25 protein-coding genes and 1 riboswitch are annotated in these 26,618 nt (G+C 40.8%); of the genes, 7 read left to right on the top strand and 18 right to left on the bottom strand.

The window, feature by feature from the left end; all coding sequences use genetic code 11:
- The first annotated feature begins 268 nt into the window (after positions 1-268).
- On the top strand, positions 269-1,594 hold the full coding sequence (locus tag FJ709_RS06850) for a Na+/H+ antiporter family protein (protein ID WP_226414751.1): 1,326 nt from the start codon (positions 269-271) through the stop codon (positions 1,592-1,594).
- Positions 1,595-1,739: 145 nt separating this feature from the next.
- On the opposite strand, the gene upp is transcribed toward FJ709_RS06850, so the two are convergent.
- A complete protein-coding gene (gene upp / locus FJ709_RS06845; protein WP_226414748.1) occupies positions 1,740-2,366 on the bottom strand; it encodes a uracil phosphoribosyltransferase in 627 nt (208 codons plus the stop codon).
- Between the two features lie 240 nt (positions 2,367-2,606).
- Here upp and purM point away from each other — a divergent pair, with 240 nt between their 5' ends.
- Positions 2,607-3,644: a phosphoribosylformylglycinamidine cyclo-ligase gene (purM, locus tag FJ709_RS06840; RefSeq protein ID WP_226414746.1), complete on the top strand. Its 1,038-nt coding sequence runs from the start codon at positions 2,607-2,609 to the stop codon at positions 3,642-3,644.
- The gene (purN, locus tag FJ709_RS06835) at positions 3,644-4,288 is read left to right on the top strand and encodes a phosphoribosylglycinamide formyltransferase (RefSeq protein WP_226414744.1); all 645 of its coding nucleotides are present in this window, start codon (positions 3,644-3,646) and stop codon (positions 4,286-4,288) included. Before purM ends, purN begins: the two co-directional genes overlap by 1 nt.
- 118 nt (positions 4,289-4,406) lie before the next feature.
- On the opposite strand, the gene cysB is transcribed toward purN, so the two are convergent.
- The gene (gene cysB, locus FJ709_RS06830; protein WP_226414742.1) at positions 4,407-5,381 is read right to left on the bottom strand and encodes an HTH-type transcriptional regulator CysB; all 975 of its coding nucleotides are present in this window, start codon (positions 5,379-5,381) and stop codon (positions 4,407-4,409) included.
- Between the two features lie 425 nt (positions 5,382-5,806).
- Here cysB and FJ709_RS06825 point away from each other — a divergent pair, with 425 nt between their 5' ends.
- A complete protein-coding gene (locus tag FJ709_RS06825; protein ID WP_226414740.1) occupies positions 5,807-6,592 on the top strand; it encodes a hypothetical protein in 786 nt (261 codons plus the stop codon).
- 105 nt (positions 6,593-6,697) lie between these two features.
- On the opposite strand, the gene trhO is transcribed toward FJ709_RS06825, so the two are convergent.
- Positions 6,698-7,711 (bottom strand): oxygen-dependent tRNA uridine(34) hydroxylase TrhO, encoded by a 1,014-nt coding sequence (gene trhO, locus FJ709_RS06820; protein ID WP_226414738.1) that lies wholly within the window; start codon positions 7,709-7,711, stop codon positions 6,698-6,700.
- Between the two features lie 208 nt (positions 7,712-7,919).
- Here trhO and FJ709_RS06815 point away from each other — a divergent pair, with 208 nt between their 5' ends.
- Positions 7,920-8,591 carry a glutathione S-transferase gene (locus FJ709_RS06815; RefSeq protein WP_226414736.1) on the top strand — a complete coding sequence of 224 codons (672 nt, stop codon included), beginning with the start codon at positions 7,920-7,922 and terminating at the stop codon, positions 8,589-8,591.
- 213 nt (positions 8,592-8,804) lie between these two features.
- Positions 8,805-9,005: a hypothetical protein gene (locus FJ709_RS06810; protein WP_226414734.1), complete on the top strand. Its 201-nt coding sequence runs from the start codon at positions 8,805-8,807 to the stop codon at positions 9,003-9,005.
- Between the two features lie 260 nt (positions 9,006-9,265).
- Here FJ709_RS06810 and FJ709_RS06805 read toward each other — a convergent pair whose 3' ends face one another.
- The 10 genes from FJ709_RS06805 to hinT all read right to left on the bottom strand — a co-directional run bounded on the left by FJ709_RS06805 (position 9,266) and on the right by hinT (position 17,117).
- Positions 9,266-9,814: an NAD(P)H nitroreductase gene (locus FJ709_RS06805; protein WP_226414732.1), complete on the bottom strand. Its 549-nt coding sequence runs from the start codon at positions 9,812-9,814 to the stop codon at positions 9,266-9,268.
- A 134-nt stretch (positions 9,815-9,948) separates the two neighbouring features.
- Positions 9,949-10,548 (bottom strand): HvfX family Cu-binding RiPP maturation protein, encoded by a 600-nt coding sequence (locus FJ709_RS06800; protein ID WP_226414730.1) that lies wholly within the window; start codon positions 10,546-10,548, stop codon positions 9,949-9,951.
- Between the two features lie 189 nt (positions 10,549-10,737).
- The gene (locus tag FJ709_RS06795) at positions 10,738-11,784 is read right to left on the bottom strand and encodes a phosphotransferase (RefSeq protein ID WP_226414728.1); all 1,047 of its coding nucleotides are present in this window, start codon (positions 11,782-11,784) and stop codon (positions 10,738-10,740) included.
- Entirely contained in the window at positions 11,777-12,445 is a 669-nt protein-coding gene (gene pnuC, locus FJ709_RS06790; RefSeq protein WP_226414725.1) for a nicotinamide riboside transporter PnuC, read from the bottom strand. The genes FJ709_RS06795 and pnuC overlap by 8 nt, the downstream gene beginning before the upstream one ends.
- Before the next feature lie 5 nt (positions 12,446-12,450).
- Complete coding sequence (locus tag FJ709_RS06785; RefSeq protein ID WP_226414723.1) at positions 12,451-12,711, bottom strand: hypothetical protein; 261 nt, start codon at positions 12,709-12,711, stop codon at positions 12,451-12,453.
- A 114-nt stretch (positions 12,712-12,825) separates the two neighbouring features.
- Entirely contained in the window at positions 12,826-15,027 is a 2,202-nt protein-coding gene (locus tag FJ709_RS06780; RefSeq protein ID WP_226414721.1) for a TonB-dependent receptor, read from the bottom strand.
- A gap of 59 nt (positions 15,028-15,086) precedes the next feature.
- A riboswitch (TPP riboswitch) is annotated at positions 15,087-15,211 on the bottom strand.
- A gap of 141 nt (positions 15,212-15,352) precedes the next feature.
- The gene (locus FJ709_RS06775; RefSeq protein WP_404830048.1) at positions 15,353-15,748 is read right to left on the bottom strand and encodes a YcfL family protein; all 396 of its coding nucleotides are present in this window, start codon (positions 15,746-15,748) and stop codon (positions 15,353-15,355) included.
- Between the two features lie 22 nt (positions 15,749-15,770).
- On the bottom strand, positions 15,771-16,259 hold the full coding sequence (locus tag FJ709_RS06770) for a PaaI family thioesterase (protein WP_226414715.1): 489 nt from the start codon (positions 16,257-16,259) through the stop codon (positions 15,771-15,773).
- A complete protein-coding gene (locus FJ709_RS06765) occupies positions 16,252-16,764 on the bottom strand; it encodes a PaaI family thioesterase (RefSeq protein WP_226414713.1) in 513 nt (170 codons plus the stop codon). The genes FJ709_RS06770 and FJ709_RS06765 overlap by 8 nt, the downstream gene beginning before the upstream one ends.
- Positions 16,764-17,117: a purine nucleoside phosphoramidase gene (gene hinT / locus FJ709_RS06760; protein WP_226414711.1), complete on the bottom strand. Its 354-nt coding sequence runs from the start codon at positions 17,115-17,117 to the stop codon at positions 16,764-16,766. The genes FJ709_RS06765 and hinT overlap by 1 nt, the downstream gene beginning before the upstream one ends.
- Positions 17,118-17,292: 175 nt before the next feature.
- On the opposite strand from hinT, the gene FJ709_RS06755 reads away from it, so the two are divergent.
- The gene (locus FJ709_RS06755; protein WP_226414709.1) at positions 17,293-19,056 is read left to right on the top strand and encodes a M61 family metallopeptidase; all 1,764 of its coding nucleotides are present in this window, start codon (positions 17,293-17,295) and stop codon (positions 19,054-19,056) included.
- A 130-nt stretch (positions 19,057-19,186) separates the two neighbouring features.
- Here the strand turns inward: FJ709_RS06755 and FJ709_RS06750 are convergent, their stop codons facing one another.
- The 5 genes from FJ709_RS06750 to nirB all read right to left on the bottom strand — a co-directional run bounded on the left by FJ709_RS06750 (position 19,187) and on the right by nirB (position 26,501).
- Positions 19,187-19,819 (bottom strand): LuxR C-terminal-related transcriptional regulator, encoded by a 633-nt coding sequence (locus FJ709_RS06750; protein ID WP_226414708.1) that lies wholly within the window; start codon positions 19,817-19,819, stop codon positions 19,187-19,189.
- Between the two features lie 260 nt (positions 19,820-20,079).
- Complete coding sequence (locus FJ709_RS06745; RefSeq protein WP_226415886.1) at positions 20,080-21,831, bottom strand: bifunctional protein-serine/threonine kinase/phosphatase; 1,752 nt, start codon at positions 21,829-21,831, stop codon at positions 20,080-20,082.
- 251 nt (positions 21,832-22,082) lie between these two features.
- A complete protein-coding gene (locus FJ709_RS06740) occupies positions 22,083-23,549 on the bottom strand; it encodes a NarK family nitrate/nitrite MFS transporter (RefSeq protein ID WP_226414706.1) in 1,467 nt (488 codons plus the stop codon).
- Between the two features lies 1 nt (position 23,550).
- A complete protein-coding gene (nirD, locus tag FJ709_RS06735; protein ID WP_226414704.1) occupies positions 23,551-23,886 on the bottom strand; it encodes a nitrite reductase small subunit NirD in 336 nt (111 codons plus the stop codon).
- The gene (nirB, locus tag FJ709_RS06730) at positions 23,883-26,501 is read right to left on the bottom strand and encodes a nitrite reductase large subunit NirB (protein WP_226414702.1); all 2,619 of its coding nucleotides are present in this window, start codon (positions 26,499-26,501) and stop codon (positions 23,883-23,885) included. Before nirB ends, nirD begins: the two co-directional genes overlap by 4 nt.
- Between the last annotated feature and the right edge of the window lie 117 nt (positions 26,502-26,618).

Here is a 26,618-nt window from a genome sequence, read left to right as displayed (position 1 = left end):
CGCCCCCGATAAGAGGTTTCGAATGAATTTTGTTTTACCTGCTGAAAAACCCCTCATCACAGCCTTACTATTTTTAAGGTTTTAAAAACAAATAACTAAAAATGGCTTACAACAGATTACATTTTGGCCTCATTATTTAACATTGATGAACAAGGTAGGCATAGCATGCTCGTTATACACTAATAAAATAAAGGCTTTACTGGACAAGCAAAGTAAATAACGGCATAAATAAACGCCTTAATACTTATAATAAATAGAATTAAAAAATATGAATGCTGTGGTGATATCTGTTTGCTTGATGCTTGCATTGAGTTTTTTTCGAGTAAATGTGGTTATTGCGCTAACAATAAGCGCTTTAGTTGCCGGCCTTGTCGGTGGGCTTGATATACAACAAACAATTTCCGCTTTTAACGATGGTTTAGGTGGCGGTGCTCAAATCGCCTTAAGTTATGCCCTATTGGGTGCGTTTGCTGCGGCATTGTCACATTCTGGTTTAACTACATTAATTTCTAACAGTATTATTAAAAAATTGGGTAAAGAGCCTAATAGTAGTAATACCCAGGTTGTGCGATGGATGCTGTTGGTGACGATTCTGGCAATGGCTATTTCTTCGCAAAATATTTTGCCCATTCATATCGCCTTTATTCCTATTTTAATACCACCACTATTACATGTATTAACTGCATTAAAAATTGATCGCCGCCTTATTGCCTGTTTACTGACATTTGGCTTAGTGACTACCTATATGATTTTACCTATCGGTTTTGGCGGTATTTTCTTAAATGACATTCTACTGGCAAATTTAAACAGTAATGGCTTAAACGCGGTTCATGCTCAAGTACCACAGGCAATGTTATTACCCGCATTAGGCATGGTATGTGGGCTATTATTTGCGATGTTTATTAGTTACCGCAAGCCGCGTGAATACCTATTTATCGCACAGCAAACGGTTACTGAACAGGCAGAGCAGACAATTAACACTAAAAGTATTGTCATTTCTTTAATCGCCATAGTCGCCACCCTAATAGTGCAACTTCAAACAGACTCGATGATATTTGGTGCCTTAACCGGATTTGTCATTTTCCGCTTTTCGGGAATTATTAAACAAAGTGTTGGCCAGGACTTATTTAACCAGGGGGTGCATATGATGGCCAACATTGGTTTTATTATGATTGCTGCTGCTGGTTTTGCTGCTGTTGTAAAGTCAACCGGCGAAGTGAGCTCTTTAGTGACGTCACTAGGGGATTTTATTGGTGACAATAAAGCACTGGCGGCAATACTCATGCTTTTAGTCGGTTTACTTATTACCATGGGGATTGGGTCTTCTTTTTCAACGATACCCATTATTGCAACCATTTATGTGCCACTGGCGCTTAGTTTTGGATTTTCTGTGGCCGCGACAATTGCCCTTGTGGGCACAGCTGCCGCATTAGGTGATGCTGGCTCACCTGCTTCGGATTCAACTTTAGGCCCTACAGCGGGTTTGAATGCCGATGGACAACACGACCATATTCGTGACAGCGTGATCCCGACTTTTATTCATTATAATATTCCGTTGATTATTTTTGGCTGGATAGCGGCCATGGTGTTGTAGTGAGTAGTGAGTAGTGAGTAGCATTTAGTTTTTAGACATACTGCTTTAAGCGTTGACTGGGTAGATTAAGCAATATGACGGATAAAAAATGGGAACCTTGTGGTTCCCATTTTTTTCTAACCGATTTATAAAATCAGCTTATTTATTATTTAGTCCCGAATATCTTATCACCAGCATCACCTAAACCAGGCAGAATATACCCTTGCTCATTTAGACAATCATCAATTGCTGCTGTGTAAAGTTCAATATCAGGATGAGCTAAACCAAGTGCTTTAATGCCTTCAGGTGCAGCAACAAGCACTAATGCTTTAATTGACGTACAGCCGCGAGCCTTTAATAGGTCAATAGTGGCTATCATAGAGCCGCCAGTCGCTAACATAGGGTCAACGACTAACGCGATGCGCTCGTCAACATTACTGACTATTTTTTCAAAATACGGTACCGGTTCTAACGTTTTTTCATCACGATAAATACCGACAACAGAAATACGTGCACTCGGTATATGCTCAAGTACACCATCCATCATACCTAAGCCCGCGCGTAAAATAGGCACTACAGTAACTTTTTTACCTTTGATTTGATCGACTTCAACAGGGCCGTTCCAACCATTAATAGTGACTTTTTCAGTTTCAAAGTCTGCGGTAGCTTCATAGGTTAACAAACTGCCGACTTCGGTCGCCAATTCGCGAAAACGCTTAGTACTGATATCTGCTTCACGCATCAATCCTACTTTGTGGCGAATAAGAGGGTGTTTTACTTCAACAACTTTCATCTTCGATCTCCCAGCTTTGTCTAATTACAGCCAAATTTAACGAATTTTAGTGTATTTATCCCTTCTATAAAACATAAAGTTTTATAAATGCAGTAAATCGTGAGCTAAGCCAATAAAAATAACACAATTTGGTGTTTTATCTGGCGGATAAAGCTAAATGATGGCTTTCGAGTAACGGCACAAGCTGGTAGAATGTGGCCGCATAAAATTCCTTAAACGATGTACCCGAGAGGATCCTCCGTGAGCACTCCTACACCATTAAGTTACAAAGATGCCGGCGTTGATATAGATGCAGGTAACGCATTAGTTAGTAACATTAAAACTGCGGTTAAACGCACCCGTCGCCCTGAAGTTATGGGCAACTTAGGTGGTTTTGGCGCATTATGTGAATTACCGACTAAATATAAACACCCTGTATTAGTGTCTGGCACCGATGGTGTTGGTACTAAACTGAGACTGGCAATTGATCATAAGAAACATGACACTGTCGGAATCGATCTTGTTGCCATGTGTGTGAATGATTTAATTGTATCGGGTGCCGAGCCGTTATTCTTTTTAGATTACTATGCGACTGGCAAACTAGACGTTGAAACTGCAACCTCTGTTGTTAATGGTATTGCTGAAGGCTGTGTTCAATCTGGTTGTGCGTTAATTGGCGGTGAAACTGCTGAAATGCCAGGTATGTACGAAGGTGAAGATTACGACTTAGCCGGTTTCTGTGTTGGCGTTGTTGAAAAAGCTGACATTATTGACGGCACAAAAGTTAAAGCCGGTGATTCACTTATCGCTTTAGGTTCTAGCGGCCCTCACTCAAATGGTTATTCGTTAATTCGTAAAGTCTTAGAAGTAAGCAAAGCAGACCCTAAGCAAGACTTAGCCGGTAAGCCGTTAATTGATCATTTACTTGAACCAACCAAGATTTATGTAAAATCATTACTTAAATTGCTTGAGCAAACTGAAGTTCACGCGATGGCGCATATCACTGGTGGTGGATTCTGGGAAAATATCCCACGCGTATTACCAGCAGATTGCAAAGCGGTTGTTAAGGGTGATTCTTGGCAATGGCCTGTTGTGTTCGACTGGTTAATGACTAATGGAAATATCGCTAAGCGTGAAATGTACTTAACCTTCAACTGTGGTGTGGGTATGGTCATTGCGCTGCCAACTGATAAAGTTGACGCTGCATTAGCATTGTTAACTGCTGAAGGTGAAAACGCTTGGCTAATTGGTGAAATTGCCAATCGTAATGCCGATGAAGAGCAAGTGGAGATTGTATAATGCCTGCTAGCTGTCGCGTTGTGGTGTTGATTTCAGGTAACGGTAGTAATTTACAAGCTATTTTAGACGGTTGTGATGACAACCTAAACGCTGAAGTAGTGGGTGTTATCAGTAACAAACCTGACGCATATGGCTTGATACGCGCTCACCATAGTGAAATTGATACCAGTTGTGTCATTGCTCGCAAAGGTGAAGCACGTGAAGAGTATGATATTCGTCTTGCTGCTTGCATTGAAAAATATCAACCTGACTTGATTGTACTTGCCGGTTTTATGCGTATTTTATCCGATGACTTTGTCGGTCGTTATTTAGGTAAGATGATCAATATTCATCCGTCATTATTACCTAAGTATACTGGCCTTAATACTCATCAACGCGCTATCGATGCCAAAGACAAAGCGCATGGCACTAGTGTGCACTTTGTTATTCCAGAACTTGATGCAGGACCGGTTGTTTTACAAGCTAAAGTACCGATTTATGCTGAAGATGATGCTGAGATATTAGCAGAGCGAGTGCATGAGCAGGAACACGCTATTTACCCTCTTGTGGTTAAATGGTTTAGTTTGGGCAGACTTGAAATGAAACAAAATCAAGCTTACCTGGACGGTGCGCTAATCGGCCCTAATGGTTACGCACCGGATTAATCCTAGCCCACTATGTTTGCATAAAAAAATCACGCTGCGGCGTGATTTTTTATTCTAGCAATGTTTTAACGGGCTGTTTTCAAAAACTCTTTTATTATCAACTTAGCTAATCGACACTTTAGCGCACAGGCAAAGTCATATCAGCAAACATTTCATCAATAAGTTGTTGATCACGCAAAGCCACCGCATTTTCAACCACAGTACGGGTTAAATGGGGAGCAAAATGCAACATGAAGTCGTACATGTAACCACGTAAGAAACTGCCACGTCTAAAGCCAATTTTAGTGGTGCTGTGAGCAAATAAATGACTGGCATCTATCGCGATTAAATCTTTATCGATATTGGCATCAATTGCCATAGATGCAATAACCCCTACTCCTAAACCAAGACGGACATAGGTTTTTAATACGTCAGCACTGGTTGCACTAAACACCACTCTAGGGTGTAAATTAGCACGATTAAAAGACTTTTCAATTTCAGAGGCTTTATCAAAACCAAATACATAGGTCACTAAAGGATATTTGGCTAAATCTTCAATACTAGGTTTAGTGATACTGGCTAGAGGGTGATCGCGGGTGACCACTATTGAACGATTCCAGTGATAACAAGGTAGCATAATTAAATCGGTATAAAGGTGCATCGCCTCTGTTGCAATAGCAAAATCAGCTTCACCTCGAGCCGCTTGCTCACTAATTTGGCTAGGTGTGCCTTGATGCATATGTAAATTAACTTTAGGGTAACGCTTAATAAATTCTTTAATTATTTGCGGTAGAGCATAACGGGCTTGGGTATCAGTTGTGGCAATATTTAGCTCGCCTTGATTTGGCTTAGTATATTCTTCTGACACTTTTTTAATGCTTTCTACTTTGCCTAGAATATCATTCGCTATTTCGATAACCTGCAAACCAGCGGGTGTAACATGCGTTAAATGTTTACCACTTCGTCCAAAGATTTGGATCCCAAGCTCATCCTCTAGCATACGAACTTGTTTGCTGATCCCCGGTTGTGAGGTATATAAATTTTCAGCAGTAGCTGATACATTTAAATTGTGTTTGACCACTTCGGCAATATATCTTAATTGTTGCAGCTTCATGGCACCATTCCTTACTATTTAATTGGAACATTAGCAGTAATGACGCAACAGGACGCCACTAACCTCAACCCTTCTATAACTAAATGTTATAGATAGTAGCAAATGTAATGCAAATTAGCATATAAGACAAGTGAAAATAGCCTACTGTAACTCAGCAAAATCCCCCTGAAATAGGCGTTAGTCGGCAAACTAACACGTGTAACAAGCTACACAAATAGTGCTTTTGATGATCATTCAACAACTAACAACAACTTTTATCATCAAAATGACTGGGTTTTCAACGACAGTAGGCATAACTTACGCTAAGATATATATTAATTTTGGTTTTGCTATTCATCTAGTATTAAAACAACAAATAGACTCGTGTTGCCTCTAACTGTTTTTAGATGCTGTACACGCAATAACTATGACAACATGGAAAACCTATGTCTTTAATTCTAATATTAATGCTGATTGGCGCTCTACTGCTACTCATTATTGGCTTCAGTATTATTCAACAACAAAAAGAGCGAGCTGAAGCAGAGCGAAGATTAGAAGTCTCTCGTCATCGCGCTATTATTGATGAAACTGAAGCTGTTTTAGCTAACTCAGGAGCGGCATCTTGTTCTAGCCATATCATCTTAGTCCTTTATAAACGGATACAAGATGCACTCGAACAATCTATATCGCATGCGTCAGGCCAATTACTGAGTGATTATCAGCGTCGTTTAAGCGACATAAACAGCCAAATCAGCAGTATTTCTGGTTCGACCCCTCAAGTACCTCCGGTTGAGAACTTTCGCTTACCTGATAATGATCGACAAGTATTAGACCTAGTAAAAACCTTAAAAAAGCTTAAAGCTATATTACGTGCCGAGCATAATAAGGGAAAAGTTGATCCATCTGTGTTCAACGCAGAAGAAATGCGAATTGACAGCTTACAGCAACGTATTAACGTGGAGTCTATGATTTCCCGTGCACGCGCGGCATGCTACATGAAGCAATATGGTTCGAGTAAGCAAATGGTGACTAAAGCCCTTTCTACATTGCACCTCATTAAAGCCCAAACACCTAACGACCCCTTTATAACCCGAAAATTAGATGAAGCAAAACAGCTGTTAGATGAAATTATGGGTGCGCAGAAAAACTCAGGTCCTGCGGTTCCGCAACCGAAGAAGAGTGATGACGAAGACGATTTAGATATGTTATTCCAGCGGAAGAAAAAATGGTAACAGGCTGTATTATTGTCTGAATAACCGCCAAAACGGCTTCTATCTAATTAAAACAAAAAAGCCTCATTTACTGAGGCTTTTTTGTTTTATGATTTTGGATAATCACTACTTTTGCTTTTGTTTCTCTTGTGCTTTCTTTAATGCTTCTTTGTCTTGTCTGCGCTTTTCAATGACTTGATTTACGTCACTGCCGATATGGACCTCACCACGCTGCGTAGCGAGCTGTACCTGGCGTTCACGTTCAATAAAACGTTGACGTTGCTCGTCTGTCACCTTGTCAATACAATGAGGACAGCTAACACCTTGCTCATACGCAGCAGACAGTTTTTCTTGTTCAGTAATAGGCATGCGACAAGCGTTGCACTGGTCATATTGACCTTTCTCTAACGCATGATTCACAGCAACACGATTATCAAAAACAAAACATTCACCTTTCCATAAGCTGTCTTCTGGCTGAACTTCTTCAAGATACTTAAGAATGCCCCCTTCCAGATGATAAACCTCTTCAAAGCCCTGTTCTTTCAAATAGGCGGTTGATTTTTCACAGCGGATGCCACCGGTACAGAACATAGCCACTTTCTTGTGCTTAGCAGGATCAAGATTTTGCTTCACGTATGCTGGAAATTCACGGAATGTTTCTGTTACTGGATTAACCGCATGTTCAAAAGTACCAATTTGCACTTCATAGTCGTTACGAGTATCAACGAGTAATACATCAGGATCAGAAATAAGTGCATTCCAATCTTTAGGCTTAACATAGGTTCCGACAACTTTACGTGGGTCGATGCCTTCGACTCCCATAGTAACAATTTCTTTCTTCAGTTTAACTTTGGTGCGATAGAAAGGCATTTCATTATCGAAAGAGACCTTAGTGACAATATTATCTAAGCCAGGCTGTGAGTCTAGCCAGGTGAGTAAAGCATTGATGCCCTCTTTATTGCTGGCTACCGTTCCGTTAATGCCTTCACTGGCTAACAACAATGTTCCTCTTACGTCATGTTGCTCCATGACATTAAGCAATGGCTGTCTGATGGTTTCAAAGTGAGGTAAAGCAACAAACTTATAAAGAGCGCACACCACAAATTCTGATGTAGCTGCTGGTGTAGGTGTAGTAGACATAAGATCTCCGCTAGCTGGAACTTCATTTCCAGTGCATTGTGATTAAAAAGTTGTGTGTCGAGGCCAAAAAACGGCCGGAATTATAACTAAATCACACTAAAAAAACAGTTATTAATCCATCAATCGTATTTTCTGCGTCATTTGCCCCTCAGTCTGGAGCTTTTACGGTAGAATATTGCTCTATTTAATGATTCCTACTCAGGTTAGCATGATAAATTATTTGTATACTTTTCGTCGTTGTCCTTACGCTATGCGTGCAAGAATAGGGCTACACCTCAGTACACTTAATCCCGATGTGCGTGAAATTGAGCTTAAAAATAAGCCTGCTGAAATGTTAGCTATTTCAGCAAAAGCAACTGTGCCTGTTTTAGCTTATCAACAGCACACCATTGCAGAAAGTTTAGACATTTTCCAATTTGCGATTACGCATTATACTCTAGATACGTGTCCATATTTAGATGAAACTCAATATCAATTAGTTATTCAAAGTATTCGCTCTGAAGAACAACAAGCACTGGTTTATAAAAATGATAACCACTTCAAACCCTGGTTAGATAAATATAAATATGCTGATAGACACCCACAAATGAGTCAATCGGCTTATCGACATAAAGCTGAAAAATTTGTACAAGAGCTTGAACACAAACTTAATCTACAAACATTTTTATTTGCTAACAGTCCAACATTTGCTGACTACGCTATTTTTCCCTTTATTAGACAGTTTGCAGCGGTTGATCATAAATGGTTTGAGTCTTGTGAATATACTAAAGTACAGCAATGGTTATCAGCGCTCGTTAGCTGTGGTCTTTTTAAAAAAGTGATGATTAAATACCCACTTTGGCTAGATAAAAAGAAATCAATTCCACTAAAACCACAATAAAATAGTTATTAAGTATTAATTCGAAGTAATAATAAAAAATAATTTATATTTTAATAACTTAAGCCTCTTTTATTTAGAGCAAACTTCAGGTAAATTAACTTACTCCGCACAATAAAGCTAAGTATTAAGATGGATTTTTAACTATTTTGCAGCAAGTTCACAATTAACAATTATGCTTAATAAAAGTCATTGCATAACGCAAAGGAAAATGACATGGACAATATGGATATTACGCTAGCAATACTGCTTGTTACACTGATGCTATTACATGTTTTATTTTGTTACCGTGCGATTACCTCGCATGCGCATATAAGCAATAATAAACGCTGGTTTTGGAGTGGAATTAGCTTAGTGATGGGACCATTAGGTTATTATGTGTTTCAAAACTCATTACCGCTAGAGTCTCTTGAATAACTGTTATTTATAGCCCTTATCTTTATAGCTTAAGTTCTAAAGCTTAAATTTTAAAGCTTCACTTGTTTTTGGTTATGTTTTTACATTAAGTTTTTAAATTAAGTTTGATGCTTGAGAAGTTATAACGGCTTAACAATATCATTTAATTTTATCGCCGAAATGTATGTGCTCATAGGCTAGTATTTAACGCATACATTCAACACAGATAAAACTGTTATATACCTAGTGCCTATTTGATAACAGGCACTAGAATGTATCCACTACAAAGAACGCGCAAACTGGCGCCCCTCTTTGAGTGACTTTATTGGTGCCGTTACCGTTGGCGTACCTATATATAAAAAGCCTACTATCTGATCATTGTCATTCAAGCCTAAATCTTGATGTACGTTTCTGTCAAAAGCAAAGTCTCCCGAACGCCACACAGCCCCTAAACCTAGAGAAAAGACAGCCTGTTGCATCGCCATTGTTGCACACCCTGCTGCTATGTGTTGTTCTATAATTGGTACTTTAGAATGAGTTTGTGTTTTTGCCACCACAGTGATAACCAATGGCGCTCTAAATGGCATTTTTTCAGCTTTTTCGATAAAAGCTTCATCGGCTTGCGATTTTTTTGCGGCACTGACAAAAATCTCAGCAAGGCGAGTCAGACCATCATCTTGGGCAATAATAAACTCCCATGGCGTTAACCCACCATGATCAGGTACACGAGCGGCTGCATTAAGAATGAAGTCCAGCTGCTCTGTCGTTGGCGCTGGAGTGGTCAATCTTGGGCTAGACTGTCGAGTTAATAATAGTTCTGATGCTTTCAATGTTTTTATCCTAGCGATGGCTTTACTTAGGCTGATAATAACAAATATCCCACCTGTTTGGTGGGATATTTGCATTGGGTTTAATCGGGATAAAATTAGCCTAGTGTCATTAATACTAATGCCATGAATACTGCTTATGCAGTTTTAGCCAGAAAGCGCTGAATATAATAGTCGAGGCTCACGTAACGCCCTCCTCCCATAAACAGTAACACCAAAAGCATGAGTAAATAGGTAATAGCAAACTCAATGCCGTTATTCAAAATAACAAAGTTACCTGAACTGGTTAGCCATTCATAATTACCATGTTGCTGTAAAATAGCTTTAGCCGCGGCGAGTTTTTCACCCGCTTCTAACACACTGTTATTAGCAAGCCATGAGTTAGTGTCAGCAATAGCTAACCAGCCATTTTGCCAATGAACCGCAAAAGCTGCCACAGCCATTGTCACTATTAAAGGTAATGAAATAAGTCTTGTTGCCAATCCTATGAGTAACAAAAAACCACCAAAAAGTTCAGTTCCAGCCGCCAAAGCGGTCATCACTTCAGGCATAGGCAGACCAAGGCCCCAATCAGGATTACCAAACCAGGCCGCGGTATCTTTGAAATGGGCCAATTTATTGTATCCAGCTTGCATCAACACTGGTGCAAGATAAATTCTTAATGCTAGTGGGGCCAGACCATCAAAATGAGACAGTTTTTGAAGTATCTTTTGGTATAAAACAAATAACGTTTGCATCCAACTTCCTTTATTAAACAACATTGTTATTACTTTAACTATGTCAGAAATATTATGTAAATGGGTATGGCTAAATAAGACCCTGTATAAGCCAAAAATATTTCAACACAGAGATATTTAAAACCAAATTCAGCTCGGCTGGGCAATGCACACCACGAATATTGATTTAGTTACTATCTAAATTTTGGTTTAAGGATAGCTGAAATCAATTAATGAAAAGTATCTATGATACAAGGGGAAGGAGTTTTGGCGGGTATCTCTTGCCATCAATAAAGCCCACATAGCACAAAATAGCCAATAACAATTTATCGCATATGCTACGCATTTGGGGGCATTATTATTTAGTGAAGGAGATGCTGTTTCTGCTTGCCATTGAAAGTAGGCTTGTAACAAAGTATCAGTTTGTTGCTTTGACAAACTATGGGTTGCCAAAATTGACGCAAAATCAAAAAGAGGATGACTGGTGGCTGCATATTCAAAATCAATACACATTAATCTTGCTAAGTCTTTATTTTGATAGCCGTGAGTGTTCAATAGCAGGTTAAAGGGGGTTAAATCTCTGTGGCAAAAAGTCGGTGCAATTAAACATTCCTCTAATGCATTAAACCACTGCTTAACCATGTCGCTTTGGTCGTCGAGTTGGTTGAAATAGTGTTGCCATTCGGCGGTTTCCTGCTGATAAGAGGCTATAAGCTGCTGCCGATACTCGTGCCATTGTTGCAGTAAACTCACCTTTTTTTTAGGTAAAGGCAAGGTTGACAGCGTTTTTAATACAGCAAGAAGTTGCACTACAGGTTGTGAGTTTGATTTACCTATGAGTATCTCACCCTGGCGAGGAGTATTAACACCATACTCGTGATATGCCTTATTCCAAGGTGTAGTTTCAACAATAAAGTCACTGAGATAAATTTCATAATTATCACTGTAAAAGTGTAATTTAGGTGCTATTGCTATCTGCTGTGCTTGTTGCCAGCTAGCGACTTCATCTTGACGAGAGCACCATACTGCATCAACTTGATTCACTCTTAACACTTGTGATTTTTGCATCTGTTCAATTTGGCATTTAAGCAGATAATTTTGGTTACTCAATCCCCCTGACAAGTGTTCAACGCTGATGCAATACTTAGCCAGTTTTTCCAGTTGATTAGCAGGTACAAGCTTGAGCAGCAAGCTGACCACGTCATTAGGAAGTAAGTTTAACGCTGATTGAGCAACCAATATTTCTAATTCAACCATTTTGAGATAGTGGCTCTGAATTTGAATCTGTTTCTGCGAGCCATGTTTTGCGCCACATAAAGTATCCCACCACAGCCATAAAGACATAAAGTACAAACAGTGCGGTTGTCAGCATTAAGCCTTTACTAAAGTACAAGTAAATTGATAGCGTATTGATAATAATCCAATAAAACCAATTTTCAAGCACCTTTTTGGCCACTAAAAAAGTCGTCATTACTGCAAAGCAGGTAGTGGCAGAATCTAAATAAGGAAATGATGCCTGGGTGTAGGTTGCCATAAGATAACCCACAATAATTGATATTATTGATGTCACAGTGATCAACATGAAATGCGTATTAAGCGACCAACTGACAATGGCTGAACCACTGTCATTAATAGCATGCTCTGGACTATTACTCGGCTGTTGCATCCACATCCAATAACCGTATACAGCCATCGCCATATAATAAATATTAAGCACTGACTCCATTAACAAAGACACTTTCCAGAAAAGTACCGTATAAATTGCCGTGCTGATAAACGCCGCTGCCCAGCACCAAATATTGGTGCGCATGGCTAATGCCAGGTACACCACGGCTAAAATGACTGCAACGGCCTCCCAGGCGGTCATGACACCCATTTCATTGAAGGCCTGGCTTATTGTTTGGCTAAATTCAAACATAAACATTACTCACTGTGGGCTAAATTAAGTTCACCACCAATAAACTTACATACAAATACCGCCTTGCCCCACTTAACATGTGCCGCTTGCATTTCAATCGCCAGCATCGACATAACATCACCATACTCTCCACATATCTGTGTTGCCATAGCATTGGTTACTCGCTCAATATTGCTGTAGCTGTCAACACGGCCTATAAACCACTTAATAGGGTCTAGGTAATTTTCATTAAATGGATACATGCTAATTTCTGCAGTTAATTTCATTATTGCACCTCAAATAGTATTTGCGGCGCCTGGAAATACCAAACCGCCGCAATGGTTGAGCTCATTTAACAACGTCCAATATCAACATATGATGCAAATGAGCTTCACGAAAAATCACATAAATTTATAGTCGAAAGTTACGCCAATTTGACGTGGGTCACCGTAACGAATGTATTGCTTATCAGCCCAATCTGTATCGGGCTCGTTACCAAAGTAGAATCCACGCACGCCATAGTTTTCATCAAACACATTACGACCCCACAAATAGGCCGACCAGGTTGGTGTTTCATAACCTAGGCGAGTATTGACTATGTTATAAGCGTCAGATTGAGAGTCATTGCTGTCTGAATAATAGAAGTCACTTTTACCACTAGTATTAATATTGGCAAACCAACCGGAGTCAGCAAGATAAGTCACACCAGCGCTGTAAGTAAAGTTGGGTGAGTGAGCTAATTCGCGTCCAGATAAATCAACAATAGTCCCATTTTTATCTTGGTAGCTATAATCGCCATATTCTGTTTCTAACCAGCCAAAACTACCGTACATTTGCAGATTTTCAGTCGCGTACCAATTCAAGTCAAGTTCGGCGCCGTAGTTACTTGAGCTGCCTGCATTTTCAGTGAATAACACAAAGCGTTGTGGATTTTCAGGATCTTGTAATGACGCTGCAACTTGTTGATCTTCTCTGTCCATAAAGAAAAGCGCAAAGTTAGTATCAATTGCTCCCGCTAACCACACAGACTTAACGCCTAATTCGTAGTTATATAAAATTTCAGTATCGAATTGTTTTTTATCAGCCAACTCTGCAGGTAGAGTCATGTTAAAACCACCCGCCTTGTAGCCGCGAGCCACTTTCGCATAAGCGTTATGTGCAACATTAAGCGCTTTAGACAAGGCTATATGGCCGCCCCACATGTCTTCAGAAGGTTTGAAGTTGTCATTATTAGTATCAGAGTATTCACTCTCACGACGCTCAAGGCGTAATCCGCTAGACAGTATGTAATCATCGCCTAAATGACTATCAAGTTGCGCAAATACAGCGAAATTAGTCGCATCATAGCTTGATTGCAACACTTCATCAGGCCAGGTGTTATATTCAGAATATAAGTCATTGTCTTCTTGAAGGTTCATAGCGTACAAACCAACTAACCAGTCCGTTGAGTCATTAAAAATACGGCTTGCCTGGTTTGATGTGAAGCGAAATTCCTGCGATACAGTGTTACGGTCGCCCTTTTTGTTCCAGGTATAATCGTAAACACAAGGTGCTGAGCCTGTGACATTCCAGTTATCATCATATTCATTACAGGTTTTACTGCTCCAATAAGCAGGATTAGCCCAGTCACCGTCGTATCCATGTTGATGATCAGTTTGTGCAAATGAGGTTAATGAGGTTAGTTCAAAATATTTAGCCCCTGTGAACGACAGTTTTAGCCCTGCGCCAGTGGTTTTTTGATTATCAATACCGGGTTGATCCGTTAGGGTATCAAAACCATTATTATCCAATGTCCATGCATCATAACCGTTGTTATAGTTGGCGTGTAACAAGGTTAAGTCTGCCTGTACATCATCGGTGGCATACCAACGTAATTTTGCTCGGGTGGTCAATTCATCACGTTGATTAGTATCATCACGGCCTAAATAGCTGTTGTTTCTATAACCATTCTGATCATGCTTTTCAAGCGACACTCGATAAAGTAGCTTTCCTGAATCCGTGATAGGACCAGAGCTAAAACCTGAAAAAGTTTGCAGATTATCATCACCTAAACTGACTTTAGCGCCATTTTCAAACGTGTCTGTTGGGTCATTACTTTTAAGATAGATCAAACCCGCTAATGCATTGGCGCCGTATTGTGTGCCTTGTGGACCACGTAATACTTCAACCTGTTGCATATCGTACATGCTTGACACCATGCCAAGACCTGACAAATCGATATCATCAACAATAAAACCAACCGATGAGTTGGGCGCGCCTTGATATTGCTCTTGTTCGCCAATTCCGCGTATTTGGAAGTATTTTGGGCGTGAGCTACCACCCGACCAGTTAAAGTTAGCAATAGAGTTTAATACATCTTCAAAATGCTGCGCGCCTTCATCTTCTAATTGCTGGGCATCGATAACCGTGACACTTGAAGGCATTTTATCAAGACTGATATTGCTGAAATCTGCATTTACGACAATCACTTCCATCTTTTCAGATTCAGGTGCGATACGCTCAATAGATTCAGTTGCTGCAAGACCATTGGTTGCATAAAGTGCCGTAAAAACAGCTAATGCGAGTGATGATTTTACTGGGAAGATATTTTTTACAGGAAGCATAGGACCTCAAATATTAAGTTTGAGATCCGGCAAGTAGCGATAAAGAAGTGCACATCCATGAGATCGAAGTGGCCCATTCCTACGCCGGTATTAGCCGGATCAGGTTCTAAGGGTTCATCATTTGATATCTCAGTTTTCCAATTAAATATAAAATTTAACCAGCAAAACACCCCTTGGCGGAGGGGATTATATCTTAAATTTAGCTCGCTAGCAGGCAAAACTAATACTTTTTTCTGACTAAAAATAAAGCCAGCAAATGCTGGCTTGATAAACGTGGATTTTTACTCATCTTAAAGGCTAAACTGCGGTTTAGCTAAGTTATCGGTTAATTTGAAAATGCCTGGCGAATATACACCTCAAACCGAGTGGCTGTGGCATTAGGGGCAACCGCATTAACTTGCATTTGTTGTTTGCCGTGTAGCTTAAGTGATTTCCAGCTAGTGGCTTCATCTTCAATGGTAAAACCAGTGGCATCAAACCAGGTGAATTTATACTGTAGGCGTAAATCTGTTGCCACTAAACTATTGATTTGTGCCGCTGCTTGAATTAAATCTGCGCTCTGGCGCTCATTCACATTAGTCACTGACACTTGTCGGCCAAAAGTACTGTTATCGACTCGTACTTCGCCTTGGGAATTAACTGAAATACCCGCTGTATGATTTGCACAGGCTGACAACAATAAACTTGCAGATAATACGAAGTAACCCGTTAACTTTTTGATATTCATTGCAAAGCCTCTTCATTTATTCAATCAAAAAATGTGCTCTAGCAGTGGCAATTAACTGCTTTCTATTGGTTTGCCAGCAATTAATACTCACATTAGCCACTCTACGTCCCTGGCGAGTAATTTTACATTCTGCAAAGGTATCCTGGTGTAAACCTGCGCGTAAATAGTCAATGGAGAAATCGACAATTTTAGGCACCTTCTTGGCTTGCATAAACACCATTAATTGCACAATTGCCGACATTTCCATAAAACCTGCTATTACACCACCGTGTATAGCGGGCAATATAGGGTTGCCTATATTGTCATCCTTAGCAGGTAATTTAAACACCATTTCGTCGCCAAAACGTTCTACCGACATACCAATAAATTGTGAATACGGTACTTTAGCCAGTAAATAACTGTAGTCATTCAGTTCAATCGCACGTTTTACCACATCTCTCACATCCAGTGAGGCTGAAGTGTCTGGTGTATCGCCTTGAGTTGCTAAGGTTTTAGAGTCAGTCATGTTTGGCCTCCGGTAAATTGCCCATTAATGCCTGGCGAAACTCTTCGCCGACCATTTCAGGACTGATACGCATAAAGGTGCCAACGGCATGGGCGATAGGCTCATCAATGCTGTCCTGATAAGCGATTGCACGGGTAAAGGCTACGCTAGAGGATAATCGATAACATTCAGCAAACGCATACACAGCTTTGTGCGGCTCAGCCGGTTTCATATAATCGACACGTAGATCTAATGTGGGTGATATTTCTAAGGTTTGATATTTTTTTAAAATTGCACACACTACCGCAGTGCCGCAGGTTGTATCAATCAATGTGGTGATCACGCCGCCATGAATAACACCGGTATCTGGATAACCGATAATATCTTGACTGTAAGGTAGTTCAATAAGTACATGGTGTTCGCTGGCTTCTTTAACCGACAAGCCTAATCGACGACACTGGGCTAATTGATTAACAAATCGGGTTGCCACTTCCGTTAACGGGAAAAAATCAGAATTAATTTTCATTAGCCGCGGCTCAACATAGGTCCAAGCGGCTTACCACCTAATAAATGCAGATGAATATGGTACACTTCCTGGCCACCATGTTTATTGCAGTTCATGATCAACCGATAACCATCTTCGGCAATGCCTGCTTCATCGGCAAGCTTGGCCGCGACAGTCATCATCCGACCTAGGGCTAATTCGTCCGATGCTTTAACATCATTTGCAGTCGCAATTAGATGGTTAGGAATAATCAAAATATGCGTCGGTGCTTGCGGTGAAATATCACGAAATGCAGTAACCAAATCGTCTTGATAAAGAATATCAGCAGGAATTTCACGACGAATAATTTTGCTAAAAATGGTTTCTTCAGCCATTTGATTGTCCTTTTTGCGATAGCCATGTTGAATGACAAAATGTGGATAGGCTTAAGTTTATAGTATTTTTCAATAAATATAACCGCTAATGATGCTTTTTCATTGTAGTCGTTTGCGTAAACCCGGCAATTTTGGCAGCATGGGTTTATTATCGTTTCTAGCGACTGGACCTTTTATGCATCATCACATTCATGCCATCGATCCCAAAGCCCATTTATTTGCCGTAACCGCCACATTGAATAATGCTCAGCCGCATCAAATATTCAGCTTACCTGCCTGGTTACCGGGCAGTTATATGATCCGTGACTTTGCTAAGAACATCATCGACATTCAATTTTTTGATGAAAATGATGCGCCGATTGCCTTTACGCAACTCGATAAACAAACATGGCAAGTGGATAATCAATCAACCACGATTACCTTGCGTTATCAAATTTATGCCTGGGACTTATCGGTGCGCACAGCTCACCTTGATACTAATCATGGCTTTTTTAATGGTAGCTCAGTTTTTCTCGCTGCCAATGGATTAGAGCATCACCCTCAACAGGTTACGATAGCGCCACCAGCATTAAATGACTTAATCCAATGGAAAGTGGCCACCAGCATGACACGCGCAGCGGGTGAACAATTTGGTTTTGGCGAGTTTACCGCTGAAAATTACCAGGACTTAATTGATCATCCGGTTGAAATGGGCGACTTAACCATTGATACTTTTGTCGCTGCAGGCGTACCACACGATATCGTGTTAAGTGGAAAGCATCGCGCGAATATGGCCCGCTTAAAGCAAGACTTAAAAGCAATTTGCGAGTACCAAATTCACTTTTTTGACACCCCTGCTCCGTTTGAACGCTATGTGTTTATGACCACAGTATTAGATAACGGCTTTGGTGGTTTGGAGCATAAAGCCTCTACTGCCTTAATGTGTTCACGCAATGATTTACCTAAAAGTGGACAAGGTGAAGTCGAAACAGGCTATCGCACCTATTTATCCCTTTGCAGTCATGAATACTTCCATAGCTGGAATGTAAAACGCATCAAGCCGGCAAAGTTTACCCCGTTTGATTTATCCCAAGAAAGCTACACTGAGCAATTATGGGCTTATGAAGGTATTACCTCTTACTTTGATGACTTAATCACTTATCGCAGTGGCTGTATAGATCAAGAAAGCTATTTAACCTTATTAAGTGAAACCATGACTCGGGTTTATCGTGGTCAAGGCCGCTTTAAACAAAGTTTAGCTTCATCAAGCTTTAATGCGTGGACAAAGTTTTATAAACAAGATGAAAATGCCGCCAATGCTATTGTCAGTTATTACACTAAAGGGGCGCTATTTGCGTTACTGTTAGACTTAACCTTAAGACTTGAAACCCAGGGCAGTATAAGCCTGGACGATGTGATGCGCATTTTATGGCAAGAGTACGGTTTAACCGAAAAAGGCACCGATAACAAAAGCCATCAACGCATTGTTGAATCATTATTAAAGCGTAATTGTGATGACCTTTTCAGCTTTATCTATAACACAGATGATCTGCCGTTAGCTGATTTACTCGCTAAAGTGGGCGTTGAAATGAGCCTGCGAAGCAGTGAAGGCAGCAGTGATACTGGCGGCAGTAAAGCCAAGGGCTTCAAAATTGGATTTGGTGCCCGCGTTAAGGCAGAAAGCTTAGGCTTAAAAATACTTGCCGTCACCCAGGATAGTCCAGCTCATCAGGCAGGTTTAAGTGCTGGCGACTTATTGATAGCCGCTGATAATTTACAAGTAAATGGTCAATTTGAGCAACAACTGCAACACTACCCTATTAATGAGTCGATTAAACTGCATTGGTTTAGACGCGATGAATTAATGCAAGGTGACTTAATAATTCAAGCTGCTGTAAATGATACAGTGATGCTAAAGATTAAAGATAAAAATTTAGTCAAACTTTGGTTATCTCAATAGACAAAATAACTTAGCGCTTAAATATTAGCGCGAACTGATTAAAAAAAGTGCTTAAGCTTAGCCCTAGAAGGTATCGTATTGTGTGCGATATCTTCTAAGCTAATTAAGTCCGTCATTAGTCAAGTGGTCCCTAAACCATCACCTCATGAACATGAGTTTGAGCCCATGCAATTGCTTGACCGCGGCTTGATACCCCAATTTTTCTAAATGCGCGGTACAAATGAGTCTTAATAGTCGATTCACTAACAAATAGTTTATTGGCGATATCAAGGTTAGTATTGCCAGATAATAATGCCTGTAATACTTCACGCTCTCTAATGGTGAGGTTATCAATATCATTTTCATTGTCTAGATTGTCGGAATCAACACGTAAATCAGCAGGAATAACACTTTGGCCTTTTAAAATACTTTCAAGCCCTTTGCCTAGAGTGGTTAACATTGCATCAGTATAAAAAACGCCTAATGTGGTCTTAGGGTTTATTAAAAATCTTGCATCAACTTGCTTAGGAAAATTGATAAACACGGTTTTCGTTTCAGCTAACTCCCGTTCAATCACTCGCTGTAATTGATACGTTTGTTGTAAATCTATTGTCGACAGATCAAAAACAACTAAACTGCATTTCTGCACCGCAAGAAAGTCGGCCATGTTACCTGGCTGCGCACAGGTTAATTTAACTAAAAACTCTTGTGGCCATCGTACTGTCAATAAATCCATTAATAAATGCGAGCGAGACACCAGCATCCAGTTGGCTACTTTAAACATTATTTAACTCTCCTTGTAAACTGATTAACATACAGTGCTGCTTCATCAGTCTAGATGAAACGCTAAAGCACTAAAGTAACAAATTAGTATTACATTAAATATTAGCCAAAAGAGTAGAGTTGTCACTTTTGTTTATATTTAAACATCTAACGCTATCAAAAAACCAACAAACTAAATCGTAAACTATTAATAAGATTAAAAAAATAACAAATAACAGCTAGAGCTATCATTAACTTAAATAGGTTCACCCCTCTTTATTACTATAAAAATTTGCTAAACAAAGACGCAAGTAATGACAGAAACAGCATAATTGATACTATTTGCCAGAACTTAAGTGGATCTTTTTCGATAAAAGGTACCCTAGCTTTGGTAATTTTATGTATTTGAGGGGTATGTAGTTGATGGATAAATTCACAGGTATCGGCTTGTCTAAAGCTGGGTTCAATACTCATGGCTTTTTTGAGGACCGAATCCATCCATTCTGGCACCATAGGATTCAATTTATGTACACTGACATAAGTTAGTTTTAAAAAATCATTTCGCTTGTGACATTTGCATAGCTGACCTTTAAACGGCAATTCACCGGCAAGCATTTCAAAGGTGATTACCGCTAACGAAAACAAGTCTGCTCGGCCATCTGATTGATAACCCAATATCACTTCTGGTGCTGTGTAATCTGCAGTACCCAAGATATTATCGCGCACTAATGGCGTGCTAATTTCAGCAATACCTTTAATAAAGCATGAGCCAAAATCAATTATTTTTACCCCACTCTGGCGGGTAATAAAGATATTATCTGGCTTTAAATCTTGGTGTAATGTCTCACGTCGATGAAAAGCTCTGATGCCGAGTTCCATCTGCTTAACCAGCCGCAGTACCTCTTCTACTGAGGCTTTTCTATGCTGTACTAACCACTGTGACAAACTCACACCATCTAAAAATTCGGTTAAATAGTACAGTGCGGATTTGGGTCTATTTTGTTCGGCTATTTTAACCACATAGTTATTATTGATGCGATTACCCACCCAGCTTTCTAACATGAATCGCTCAATATAGGCGGCATCATCAAGGTAATTAACCGAAGGGGTTTTCATGCAAAAAGCTTTACCCTCGCTATTTATTACCCGATAAACCTGGCTGCGTTGCGACTGATGGATAATATGGGTCACTTGATATCCATCAAGTTTCATCCCTATATCCATTGGCGGTGGAAAAGGTTTGCTGGCCAGCCGTTGATAAACGTCATCGATTTCTTGATTGGGCAAACGGTCGATGTACAACAGCTGCGCACTGACATTATCTTTGCTTCCAGCACTGAGTGCTTTTGCCATTAACTGGAGACAAAACTGCTCACATTGTTCATCTAATAATTGCGGGTGCAGGCTAATATGTTTATTTAGGTATTGGCTAATTTCATAGTCAGTGAGTACATCATGAATGCCGTCTGTGGTCAGTAAAAACACATCCCCAACCTGTAACGAAATGGCTTTATAGTCGACCTCTAACTTAACGTCCATCCCTAGTGCTCGAGTCAAATAATGCTGTGTATCACTGACGCTGGTGCTGTGATCGCGACTAAGTTTAACTAGCTCACCGGCTCGCAATCGATACACTCGAGAATCTCCGACATGCAGCATATGGGCGGTACACGATTTAAAAACCAGTGCAGAAAAAGTGCAAACAAAACCTCGGCGAGCATCTCGATAATCTTGCCCTAACCCATATAACCAACGGTTTAATGCTGTTAGCACTTTATTACTTGAGGTTTGCACACTCCAGGTGTCAGGTGTGGAATAATAATCGCTAATAAAATTACTGACACTGATGGCTGATGCCTGTGCGCCGCCTTCTGCGGTGCTTACGCCATCACTAATAACCGTGACAATACCTTTAGTGGTCAGCATTAATCCCGAGGGAATACGAATGCCAATTGCATCTTCATTAGCCGCTTTAATCCCTTTGTCTGACGCTTGACCTACATGGATATGAAGTTGCTCGGTATCGGAACACATCAACACAGTGTTATCTGCCACTTGATTGCTTGCTGTTGCTGATGTTGCTGATGTTGCTGATGTTTCTAATGTTGCCAATACTTCTAATGGCGACACTAACGCCTGCTGCTTTGTTTGTTCAGCGCTTTGTTTGATCATATCGTCTTACCCTGCACCTTATTTAAAGCCAAGCATTATAAAATCTCAACACAAAACTCGCCGTTAATCTTAAATAGACTTACGGCGAGTTAATCACGCTACACTTTTGGCAATTAGCTAACACTGATTAAAGTGACTTCACCTTGCTCATTCACCTCGGCAATATGCCCCTTAGGCTCACTCATAAATAGTAAGGTGATAAAGCCAAATATGGCACTCACGCCTATCACATAAAAGAATATTTGTGTCGATACCATAGAGTAAACGGTTAAGAAAAACACTGCACCGACATTACCATAAGCCCCTGTCATCCCGGCAATTTGTCCGGTTAAACGCCGCTTAATTAATGGCACTGCGGCAAACACTGCACCTTCACCACCCTGAACAAAGAACGAGCAAACCATCACCACCACTACCGCCACAGGCAAATTCCAGCTTGAATCAATTTGCGCCACCGAGAAATATCCAATCGCTAGTCCTGCAGTTAAAATCAGTAAGGTGACTTTACGGCCAAACTTATCACTTAACCAACCGCCACCTGGGCGAGACATTAAGTTCATAAAGGCATAACTTGACGCTACCATACCCGCTTGCGCCATACCTAAACCAAAGGTTTCAGCAAAAAATAATGGCAACATAGACACTACCGCAAGCTCTGAGCCAAATGTGGTGAAGTACAACACATTCAGCACCGCCACTTGCTTGAACTCATAACGTTCAAATTCTGGCACTTCGCTGCTAAAAATATGCTTATTGACTTGATAGGTCTGGTAATAGTCAATAATAAATATTACAACTAATGCGCCATAAATGAGGTTAGTGATGTCTTGGGTAAACATGCTGACGCCTGCTGGAGATAACTTCCACCCCAGTAAAGCAAGCGTGGCATACATAGGGATTTTCATGATAATCAATAACACAAAATCCCCTTTGCTGGTGACTTCTAAGCCGCCGCCTTTTTTGGGTTTAAAATACGTTGACCCTTTAGGTGTATCGGTGATATTAAAATAATACACAAAAGAGAATGCCAAACTCATTAACCCGGTAAAGGCGATAGCATAACGCCAGCCATTTTCACCACCAAAAGCTAACGCAACAGCTGGTAATGTAAAGGCCGCCGCGGCTGAACCAAAATTACCCCAGCCGCCATATATGCCTTCAGCGGTGCCCAGCTCTTTAGCGGGAAACCACTCACTTACTACCCTAATACCAATCACAAAGCCTGCACCGATAAAGCCGATTAAAAAGCGCGCTAAGGCTAGCTGCTCAAAAGTATCTGCTACCGCGAACATAAAACACGGAATAGAACAAATGGCTAATAACGCTGAATAGGTTAACTTTGGACCATATTTATCAGTCACCATGCCGATAATAATCCGCGCCGGAATAGTTAACGCCACATTCAAAATTAATAGGGTTTTGATTTGATCTTTCGTTAAGCCCAAACTATCCGCTATCACGCTCACTAAAGGCGCGGCGTTAAACCACACTACAAAGGTGATAAAGAAGGCCATCCAGCTCAAGTGCAATACTTTCATTTTGCCCGTAAATGAAAATAGGTTAAATTTTTCTGCGCTCATATTAAACTCCTGATACTTTGGCGAGAACAAATACTTTGCCCTGCTCGGTTTTGACTTCAAATGGACTGGCCACCAAATTTGCATCTTCAAAGCAAACCCCTGTCACCAGGTTGTAATGCTGCTTATAAAGCGGCGAGGCCACGCAGAGTTCACCTTCCATTTCGCAAATCAATCCTCTAGCCAGCAGACTCACGCCTGATGCAGGGTCAATATTGTCTAATGCGAATAAGCCATCTTTACCTAGGTTAAAAATGGCAACCGCATTACCGGCTACCCATGCAGCGACCCCAGAACCTTGGGGCAGACTGGTTTCATCACAAATATTTATCCAACTCATGCTACAACCTCCTCAACAGTATTGTTTATTTGTTCGTCAGTAATGTCGCGAATAGCGATAGTGCCTGCCCCTGCATCTTTAATGGCTGGAAAACGCTGTTCACGTATGCGTTGATAGGCTGAAGTGTCCGCTTTAGGGGCATCTGCCGGGTTAACAAACTCATTGAAGCGGCTCAGGAATGATGGCTGTTCAAGACTGGTTTTCCACTCACATTGGTAAGAGGCGACAATGCTGTCCATTTGTTTTTCAAGCTCAGTATTAAGACCGAGTGCATCATCAATAACCACCGACTTTAAGTAGCCTAAACCACCTTCTAACGAGTCCATCCACGTTGAAGTACGTTGTAATTTATCGGCGGTTTTAACGTAGAACATCAACACTCGATCGATATATTGGTATAGCTCTGCAGTGCTTAAATCGGTTGCAAATAAATCACCATGTCGCGGGCGCATACCGCCATTACCGGCAACATATAAATTCCAACCCTTGTCAGTTGCTATTACACCAATGTCTTTACTTTGTGCTTCAGCACATTCACGGGTACAACCTGATACCGCAAATTTTAATTTATGAGGACTGCGTAAGCCTTTGTAGCGATTTTCTAAATCAATCGCTAAGCCAATCGCGTCTTGCACGCCGTAACGACACCATGTGTTGCCAACGCAAGATTTAACCGTGCGCAAAGATTTGCCGTACGCATGACCGGTTTCAAAACCTGCATCAATCAGTTTTTGCCAAATTTCGGGTAATTGTGACAACTGCGCACCGAACATATCGATACGTTGGCCGCCGGTTATCTTGGTATATAAGTCATAATCTTGAGCGATTTGCCCCATAGCGATAAGTTTGGCAGGGGTAATTTCTCCTCCGGCAATGCGCGGCACAATAGAGTAAGTGCCATTTTTTTGCAGGTTGCCAAGAAAAGCATCATTAGTGTCTTGTAATTGCACATGGCTATTGTCTTGGTTTAGTACATATTGATTTTGTAAACTGGCAAAAATGGATGCTGCTGCCGGCTTACAAATATCACATCCATAGGTGTGACCTTGGGGTGAAGGTTTGCCATGCAAGGTCATTAATGTCTCAAAATCATTAATGCCTTCTACCTGACAAAGGTGATACAAGGCTTGACGGTCATGATCAAAATGAGCACAAATTCCGGCATTAAAATCTAGCCCTTGCGCTTGTAATGTTTGGTCAATAATTTTTTGCACCATAGGTGCACAGCCACCACAACCCGATGCGGCGCGAGTACATGATTTGATTTCAGCCATTTTATGATTGCCGGCTTTCACTGCATCGACAATATCGCCTTTGGTCACCTGATGGCATGAACACACTATTGAAGTGTCTTTTAAATCTGCTTCAGATTCTGCGCCCGCTAATAACAACTCAACCGCTGAGCCGATAATTTCATCCTGCGATAAATAAGCCTCTAATAAACGGCTGTAGTCGCTATTATCGCCCACCAGCACGGCGCCCTTTAAAAATTTGCCGGTTTCATCTAACCAGAGTTTTTTGTAAATACCCGCTTGATTATCAGATAGCTCGACAAACTGTGCATTATCAAAACCACGACTAGCGCCAATTGCGGCAACATCTACACCCAGCAATTTTAGTTTGGTGCTCATATCGGCGCCGGTAAAGCTAGCAGCTTTATTTTTAGGTTCTAAAATAGATACCGATGCGGCGATATGAGATGCCGCAACACGGGCCATTTGATACCCCGGCGCGACTAAGCCAAATATTTTTTGTTGCCATAAAGCGCACTCACCAATAGCATAAACATCAGGCGCCGAGGTTAAGCAGTAATCGTCAATTTCAATGCCGCCACGCTCACCAATGTTAATGTTGGACACTCTAGCCAATGCATCCTGTGGACGAATACCGGCAGAAAACACGATCATATCCGCTTCTAAATATGACTCATCACTGAATGTCATCCGATGCAACGCGGTTTCACCATCAATAATTGCCGTAGTCGCTTTAGAGGTATGAACACTCACCCCGAGTTGCTCAATTTTGCTGCATAACAAATCGCCGGCTTTGTCGTTAAGCTGAACCGGCATCAATTGTGGTGCAAACTCAACCACATGGGTTTTTACTCCTAACTGCATCATGGCATTAGCCGCTTCAAGCCCCAATAAACCGCCACCGACAACTACGCCAACTTTACTATTATTTGCCGCAGCTTGAATATCTTGTAGATCTTCAATGGTGCGATACACCAGACAGTGTTCACGGTCGTTACCTTTAATCGGTGGCACGAATGGAAACGAGCCAGTCGACAGCACTAAACGGTCATATTGATATTGAACACCTTTCGCGCTGGTGAGTGTTTTAGTGGCAATATCAATAGCGGTAATTTGGGTATTAAGGTGTAAATTAATCCCCCAATCAGCATAATCTTGCGCACTGGTTAGCATAAGAGAGTCGGCTGTGCCGGTTTCAAAATACTTGGATAATTGCACCCGGTCATATGCCGGGCGAGGCTCTTCACCAAAGACATGCACGTCAAATTGTTTGTTCAGCCCCAGGCTGCACAATTGTTCAATAAAATGATGGCCAACCATGCCATTACCCACGACAACTAACTTAGATTTTGTGACTGCCATATGTGGCTCCTTCATGCCTTGGTTTATTAAAAAAAAAGGCACCAACTTCAGTTAAGAAGTTGGCGCCTTTGCCTTAATAAAACCCGATTTTTAATATAAATCTTTACTGGTACTGCA

Source organism: Shewanella glacialimarina (assembly GCF_020511155.1).
Taxonomy (GTDB): domain Bacteria; phylum Pseudomonadota; class Gammaproteobacteria; order Enterobacterales; family Shewanellaceae; genus Shewanella; species Shewanella glacialimarina.
Note: the sequence above shows the minus strand (reverse complement) of the source record. Positions and strands in the feature narration are given on the sequence as shown.

Coding starts and splice junctions, on each gene's coding strand:
- FJ709_RS06850 (WP_226414751.1), top strand. CDS start 269: ATGAATGCTGTGGTGATATCTGTTTGCTTGATGCTTGCATTGAGTTTT.
- upp (WP_226414748.1), bottom strand. CDS start 2,366: ATGAAAGTTGTTGAAGTAAAACACCCTCTTATTCGCCACAAAGTAGGA.
- purN (WP_226414744.1), top strand. CDS start 3,644: ATGCCTGCTAGCTGTCGCGTTGTGGTGTTGATTTCAGGTAACGGTAGT.
- cysB (WP_226414742.1), bottom strand. CDS start 5,381: ATGAAGCTGCAACAATTAAGATATATTGCCGAAGTGGTCAAACACAAT.
- FJ709_RS06825 (WP_226414740.1), top strand. CDS start 5,807: ATGTCTTTAATTCTAATATTAATGCTGATTGGCGCTCTACTGCTACTC.
- trhO (WP_226414738.1), bottom strand. CDS start 7,711: ATGTCTACTACACCTACACCAGCAGCTACATCAGAATTTGTGGTGTGC.
- FJ709_RS06815 (WP_226414736.1), top strand. CDS start 7,920: ATGATAAATTATTTGTATACTTTTCGTCGTTGTCCTTACGCTATGCGT.
- FJ709_RS06810 (WP_226414734.1), top strand. CDS start 8,805: ATGGACAATATGGATATTACGCTAGCAATACTGCTTGTTACACTGATG.
- FJ709_RS06800 (WP_226414730.1), bottom strand. CDS start 10,548: ATGCAAACGTTATTTGTTTTATACCAAAAGATACTTCAAAAACTGTCT.
- FJ709_RS06795 (WP_226414728.1), bottom strand. CDS start 11,784: ATGGTTGAATTAGAAATATTGGTTGCTCAATCAGCGTTAAACTTACTT.
- pnuC (WP_226414725.1), bottom strand. CDS start 12,445: ATGTTTGAATTTAGCCAAACAATAAGCCAGGCCTTCAATGAAATGGGT.
- FJ709_RS06785 (WP_226414723.1), bottom strand. CDS start 12,711: ATGAAATTAACTGCAGAAATTAGCATGTATCCATTTAATGAAAATTAC.
- FJ709_RS06780 (WP_226414721.1), bottom strand. CDS start 15,027: ATGCTTCCTGTAAAAAATATCTTCCCAGTAAAATCATCACTCGCATTA.
- FJ709_RS06770 (WP_226414715.1), bottom strand. CDS start 16,259: ATGACTGACTCTAAAACCTTAGCAACTCAAGGCGATACACCAGACACT.
- FJ709_RS06765 (WP_226414713.1), bottom strand. CDS start 16,764: ATGAAAATTAATTCTGATTTTTTCCCGTTAACGGAAGTGGCAACCCGA.
- hinT (WP_226414711.1), bottom strand. CDS start 17,117: ATGGCTGAAGAAACCATTTTTAGCAAAATTATTCGTCGTGAAATTCCT.
- FJ709_RS06755 (WP_226414709.1), top strand. CDS start 17,293: ATGCATCATCACATTCATGCCATCGATCCCAAAGCCCATTTATTTGCC.
- FJ709_RS06750 (WP_226414708.1), bottom strand. CDS start 19,819: ATGTTTAAAGTAGCCAACTGGATGCTGGTGTCTCGCTCGCATTTATTA.
- FJ709_RS06745 (WP_226415886.1), bottom strand. CDS start 21,831: ATGTGTTCCGATACCGAGCAACTTCATATCCATGTAGGTCAAGCGTCA.
- FJ709_RS06740 (WP_226414706.1), bottom strand. CDS start 23,549: ATGAGCGCAGAAAAATTTAACCTATTTTCATTTACGGGCAAAATGAAA.
- nirD (WP_226414704.1), bottom strand. CDS start 23,886: ATGAGTTGGATAAATATTTGTGATGAAACCAGTCTGCCCCAAGGTTCT.
- nirB (WP_226414702.1), bottom strand. CDS start 26,501: ATGGCAGTCACAAAATCTAAGTTAGTTGTCGTGGGTAATGGCATGGTT.